This is a genomic window from uncultured Blautia sp. (assembly GCF_902497045.1).
In the GTDB taxonomy this organism is placed as follows: domain Bacteria; phylum Bacillota; class Clostridia; order Lachnospirales; family Lachnospiraceae; genus Blautia_A.
Map to the genome: position 1 here is coordinate 1 of NZ_CABVDF010000180.1, position 5,839 is coordinate 5,839.

General features: G+C 39.6%; 6 protein-coding genes. All 6 read left to right on the forward strand.

Annotation, left to right across the window (positions count from 1 at the left end; all coding sequences use genetic code 11):
- Nucleotides 1-160 precede the first annotated feature (160 nt).
- The 6 genes from RDS42_RS11525 (at nt 161) to RDS42_RS11550 (ending at nt 5,634) form a co-directional block, all read left to right on the forward strand.
- Entirely contained in the window at nt 161-916 is a 756-nt protein-coding gene (locus RDS42_RS11525; RefSeq protein ID WP_005428267.1) for a hypothetical protein, read from the forward strand.
- Nucleotides 909-1,802, forward strand: coding sequence for a hypothetical protein (locus RDS42_RS11530; protein ID WP_005428264.1), 894 nt, complete (start codon nt 909-911; stop codon nt 1,800-1,802). The genes RDS42_RS11525 and RDS42_RS11530 overlap by 8 nt, the downstream gene beginning before the upstream one ends.
- Nucleotides 1,803-1,814: 12 nt before the next feature.
- Complete coding sequence (locus RDS42_RS11535) at nt 1,815-2,456, forward strand: ABC transporter ATP-binding protein (protein WP_009245407.1); 642 nt, start codon at nt 1,815-1,817, stop codon at nt 2,454-2,456.
- Between the two features lie 18 nt (nt 2,457-2,474).
- Nucleotides 2,475-2,795 (forward strand): hypothetical protein, encoded by a 321-nt coding sequence (locus tag RDS42_RS11540; protein WP_265190860.1) that lies wholly within the window; start codon nt 2,475-2,477, stop codon nt 2,793-2,795.
- A gap of 108 nt (nt 2,796-2,903) precedes the next feature.
- Nucleotides 2,904-4,424 (forward strand): DUF6034 family protein, encoded by a 1,521-nt coding sequence (locus RDS42_RS11545; protein WP_005428257.1) that lies wholly within the window; start codon nt 2,904-2,906, stop codon nt 4,422-4,424.
- A gap of 115 nt (nt 4,425-4,539) precedes the next feature.
- The gene (locus RDS42_RS11550) at nt 4,540-5,634 is read left to right on the forward strand and encodes a S8 family serine peptidase (protein WP_009245400.1); all 1,095 of its coding nucleotides are present in this window, start codon (nt 4,540-4,542) and stop codon (nt 5,632-5,634) included.
- The last annotated feature ends 205 nt before the right edge of the window (nt 5,635-5,839 follow it).

The window sequence follows — 5,839 nt, forward strand, 5'->3', positions numbered from 1 at the left end:
TGCAATGCTTTCAGTAGGAACAACAGTTTTTGCAAGTCCTTAACTGTTGTTTGATAAGGAGTGTAGTTTTATACAAATAGTGATATTATTGCAAAAAACTAGGATTTTATAAAAATAAAAAAATCAAGTCTATAGCTGTTTGAAGTGAGGAGAAAAGCGTATGAGAAATGTGTTGGCAACGGACATAAAAAACAATATTCGAAGCATTCGCTTTATTTTGGGGATTTTTCTAATCGTTTCGGCTACCCTGATGTCTGAGCATGAGATGTTGCAGAAGATCATAAATGCAGGCGGATCTGCAGAAGGACCAGGCTGGTTCGTAGCATACACCTATTGTATGAACAGCGTTAATATGCTTCTGTTTGTTCCCATTGCCGTTGCTTTTGCGGGTGGAGAGAATACGGAGGCTGAGCTGCACAGTCGTTTTTTTCTGTTCAGTTATATCCGTTCAGGGAGAAAACAGTATCTCGTAGGAAAAGCAGCAGGATTGTTGGTCTCCGGAGGTTTGACAGCTTTTTTAGCCATGGTGTTCCTTCTTGTAATCTGTATACTGAGGTTCGGTCAGTATCCTTCTCTGATTGACGGAAATTATGAGATGGCAGTGCTTGTGGGCAGAACGGCGGTAAGCTTTCTGAGATTGTTTTTAAATGGCGCTTTTTGGGCGCTAATTGGCGGTACGTCGGCTGTCATAACAAAAAATCGCTATATGTCCTATGCCGTTCCTTTTATTCTTTATTATGTCCTGACCGTATTTCAGGAGCGTTACTATCAAAAAGCATTCTTTCTGAGTCCCCGCTATTGGGCGGCGTCTATTTACTACAATGATATCTTCTGCATTGCTATATTAGCGGTTGGAAGTTTTTTAACGGCACTGATCTTTATGTGCGCAATAGAAAGAAGGTTGCGGTATGCGTGATATTAAACAGGCTTTTTGGATTGCAGGCCAGAATTTCTATGGATGGAAAAAAAGTCCGAGGATCTGGATGACCTTTATTTTGGCAGCTATATTATGTCTGATGCTGTCGGATCAGATTATTTCCCATGCGATAAAATATGAGACAATCCTTCAGGTATTCGAGCCGTTTATTTGGACATATGGGGATGCATCCTCTGTTATGCTGTCCTCCCTGCTTTTAATCCTGCTCTTTGCGGACATGCCATTTATCAGTCAGGCAACTCCGTATTGGCTTGTACGCACAAAACGGAAGATATGGCTTGCGGGTCAGATTATCTATGTGATCCTGGCGACTGTGATCTATAATATTTTTTTGGCTGTGATGCTTGGAATTATGGGAGCTCCCTTTTCCTTTACGGGAAATGTGTGGAGCGAAACAGCGGCAATGTTGGGCTATGGCGGTGGGGAGAGCATAACCGTTCCTGTTTCCATAAAAACAATGGAAAGCTCAACTCCTTATATGTGCGCAGCAATAGTGTTTGGACTTGTACTTTTATATACTCTTTTTATCGCAGTTCTCATGTTGTTTTTAAATCTGGCTGCGGGAAATATGGCAGGGGTGATCGGTGCTTTTGCAGTCAGTCTGTATGGGCTCCTGCTGAACCCAGATGTTTTCCGGAAACTGTTTCATTTTACAGAAAGTCAGGAATATAGGGCGAACGTGTTCTGCGGCTGGCTGTCTCCGTTGAACCAAGCTACCTTTCCCATGCACAGCTTTGGTTATGATTACCTGCCAGGGATCGGGATGAGCATGTTCATATTTGCAATATTAATCATAGCGCTGATCGGCTTGTCAGCCGTCCGAATTAAGGGCTATAATTTCTCTTTTACGCAGACAAACGAATAAATGGAGGGCAAAATGGAATATGCAATCAGGTTGAAGGGACTGACAAAATCCTTTCAAAAAGAAAAAGTATTAAAGAACATTACCCATGATTTTGAAAAAGGGAAGATTCATGGGATTATGGGGTTTAACGGTTCAGGGAAAACCGTAATGTTTAAATGCATCTGTGGATTTTTACAACCTGAGAGCGGCACAGTGCTCGTAGGGGGAAAACAGATCGGGAAGGAGCTGGACTTTCCAGATTCCGTAGGCATTATCATTGAAAACCCTGGCTTCTTTCTGGATCTCAGCGGTTTTGCGAATTTAAAGAGACTGGCGTCTCTGAAACACCGTATTTCCGATGACGATGTGAGGGCGACGATGCGTGCCCTAGGGCTTGATCCTCTGTCTAAAAAGAAGGTAGGACAGTATTCTCTTGGAATGCGTGAACGTCTTGGTATCGCACAGGCAATCATGGAAGATCCGGAGCTTTTGATATTGGACGAGCCTTTTAATGGTCTGGACAAGCAGGGGGCAGGAGAGGTCTGCGAGCTTTTGCGGGGATTAAAGGAACGAGGGAAGACTATTCTTATCGCAGCACATAACATGCTGGAGATCGAATGGCTCTGCGATACGATCTGTGAGATGGATGCAGGTGTCCTGACGCAGATAAAATAAAAATACGGGGGAAAGAATATGGGAAAGGTATTAATTAAATGCATTCAAACACCAATGCAGAAATATTTTTATGATCGTTCTTTGGATTCTGTAGTTATGGTGAATGATGAAGAATATCAGATATTAAAAACTGTGGAAAAGACAAAATTGGTTCCTGATGGAGTGTTAAGACGGTTTGTGAAAAGCGGATTATTGCGTGAGACTGCGATAGAAGAAATTGAGCATCCTGAGACAGAAAACTTACATTTGTTGGCAGAACATTATATGGGCAATCTGATTTTGCAGGTAACTCAGCAGTGTAATTTATACATTAAAATAAATAAGGTAGTCTGTTTCTAAAAAATATACGAAAACGTTAATAGTGTCAGGAAGGTATTTATAAGTTAAAGAGTTTATAATTGAAGTTTCGTGAAAAAGCGACAATTCTATAAGATATATGGAGGAAAAATGAAAAAAAGTGTTCTAGCAATTATGGTAGGTGCGTTGTGTATTATTCTTTCCAGCTGTCAGGAAACACCAGAGGAGAGTTCGGTAGTCAGCAAAGTGGATGGGATTAGCGAGGCGGCTGTCTGTGAACCTCTTAAAAAAGGAGAAAAGAGAGAGACAAATGTTCCAACGCATTGGAAATTTGAAGAAAAGAAAAGCAACGACCGTGTGGTTATCCAGGCAGATATTAAGTTGGGCGAACAAAGCATTGGCAATCTTCCAGTCATAGAGATGCAAAATCACGAGTTAACGCAGGAAGAACTGAATGGATTGATTGATTATTTTACGGACGGTGAGGAACTATATATGCCACAGATGGTGACAAAGGATGCGTATCAGGAAGTGTTAGACAGGATTTCCAGCAAGGAAGGAAGTTACTTGCAATCAGCATATTCTACATCGATTGCAGGGATTCAAAACGCAACCCGAGAGGGGATGGAGCTTGCACCGGATGAAGCGTCTGCACCGGAAAAGATGGAGATAAAATTTCAAAAAAAAACAGAGGATCACGGTGTGGAAGCGGCACGGAGTTGGATGAGTACTGAATTGGAAAACACAGATACAGAGGATTATTTTACTGCAGATGTGGGCGAGGACAGGAAGGCATATATAGAAGCAGAGCGGTATAATCAGGAAATTGACAATGACAGTAGTTTTCTCTGGATGGAGGGTTCTAATTTTATAGAAGAAGAAACAATAGAAACTGAGGAAATGCAGAGTGAGTATTACAGTAGCTTTGGCATGGATACCAACGGCTATACAGAGAAATTTCATGAACTGGCAGATGCGTATCGAAAGTGCATGGACAAGATCACCTTTACAGAGGAAGATGGAAAGGAACAGGCAGAACAAGTTTTAGAGGATTTAGGTATCGATGGAATGGGCCTTGTAGATTCTGATCGTACCGTGTGGTTCCCGAATGGCGCATGTTCAGAGCGCAATGGTCTGGGACTTGGTAGTGATGCTTTGTGGCAGGGAGATCTGGATAGAGGATTACCGGGATATCTGTATTGTTTTTCGAAAAGTGTAGAGGGTATTACTTCAGTTCCTGATGGCGTGGTTGCGGAAGAAACAGTGGATAGTTATGTGCCTCCGTTCCAGGTAGAAACAATCTCTATTCTGATAACAGAGGAAGGAATTAAATATTTTAAATGGGATGGGATATCGGAAGAAGTCTGTACGGTGACGGAAAATACAAAGCTTCTGCCTTTTGAAAAAATACAGGCAAAGCTGACAGATCAGATTTTTTATTGGTATTCCGGAAAAGGCCAGTCTGCCAACGACACTACCGCACTGGAGTATGATGTGGTAAACGCAAAATTGCAGTATACTTATACCACAGCCTATCAGGAGCCGAAACACGCATGGTTGGTTCCAGCATGGATTTTTACTGTCAGGGAAAGTATTGGTGGAAATTCTCTACAGGAGCTTTCTTATGTGATCAATGCTTATGATGGCAGTGTGATTGGAGAAGCATATTAGGGTTCAGCGACACTTGAATTTTTATTGACCATAGAATTACAAGGTTTATCATGAGAATAATAAATATGCGATATTTGGCTTGGATATATAACAGGTAAGAATAGGAATAGTGCAAATGATTAAGCTCGCATTGATTGATAACGGTATACCTTATCATATGAGAAATAACAGGAATCAAAGGATTGTTCATAAATCTTTTTTGGCTTCTAAATGCGATCCAAGTGAGTATAAAGACGATAAATCATTCCATGGCGCTGTATGCGTCGGAATTATCACAAGCATATGTAGTGATATAGAATTATGGGACTTGAATGTGACTGACTCTGCAGGAACAACACAGATCACAGTTTTGCTGGAAGCTTTGGAATGGTGTATTCAAAATAAAATAAAGTTAATTCACATGAGTCTTGGAACAATCAATTATTTTGATATTAAACCCTTATGGATTCAAATAAAAAGATTACTTGATGCTGATGCGATTATAGTAGCAGCATATCATAACAGAAATATAAAGACTTATCCAGCTGCATATCCAGGTGTTTTTGGTGTCAGGCAGGATCGTTATGGTCTTTTGGGAAATGGTCAAATTCTGTTTCAAGAACAAAAAGGTTATAATATTGAGAATTCTATTATAGCAAATTTTTCGTGGAATGGGATCGTAAATCAAGCCAATAGTTATGCGGCTCCTGTTGTCACTGGACATATTGCTACATATTTAAACAGAAAGCCCACAGCAGGATTTGATGATGTTATGGACTTTTTGATGACTATAGCAACGCATAAATCTGATTATCCGGATATACTAGAAAATGTAATAAGGGATAAAACCAATATAGAGATACCGGTAATTGCCGGTATTGATTTAGATTACGAGGAAATGATACAGCTAAAAGTGATGTTTAGTCAGAACGGTTATTACGCAATAAATCTGCAGAAAAATCCTTTAGATGAAAATGTAATTCCTTTAGAATATTATGACGATTCCAATGAGTCATTGAACGATATCCTTTATACAGTATATATAGCTTATGAACCTGATATTATTCTTTTGAATCAAGAGGAAGAAATATTTGAAAGTAGTAAGGCATCAGATATAGATATGTATATTGTGCGTAAAAATAATATGTATGAATTGTATGCAGAAGATCGAATAGGAATAACTTACAATATAGAGGATATATATGAGCTTGTTTGTCAATATTTTGCTTAACGAATAGTGAGGATGGCAATTGGATATGAGAGAAAATGGGAAAACATGGTATCGAATTTGTAAAATGTTGTGTGAATATAAAAAGTATTTTCCAGGGATTATCTGTTGCCTTTTGGGTTCATCATTCATAACGTTTATACACCCACTGCTTATAAGACAAATAACAGATTGTGGTATATTGCAGAAAAACATGAAATACATTCTT

Bases quoted from the DNA above. Each gene is read 5' to 3' on its own strand.
- RDS42_RS11525 (WP_005428267.1), top strand. From the start codon at position 161: ATGAGAAATGTGTTGGCAACGGACATAAAAAACAATATTCGAAGCATT.
- RDS42_RS11530 (WP_005428264.1), top strand. From the start codon at position 909: ATGCGTGATATTAAACAGGCTTTTTGGATTGCAGGCCAGAATTTCTAT.
- RDS42_RS11535 (WP_009245407.1), top strand. From the start codon at position 1,815: ATGGAATATGCAATCAGGTTGAAGGGACTGACAAAATCCTTTCAAAAA.
- RDS42_RS11540 (WP_265190860.1), top strand. From the start codon at position 2,475: ATGGGAAAGGTATTAATTAAATGCATTCAAACACCAATGCAGAAATAT.
- RDS42_RS11545 (WP_005428257.1), top strand. From the start codon at position 2,904: ATGAAAAAAAGTGTTCTAGCAATTATGGTAGGTGCGTTGTGTATTATT.
- RDS42_RS11550 (WP_009245400.1), top strand. From the start codon at position 4,540: ATGATTAAGCTCGCATTGATTGATAACGGTATACCTTATCATATGAGA.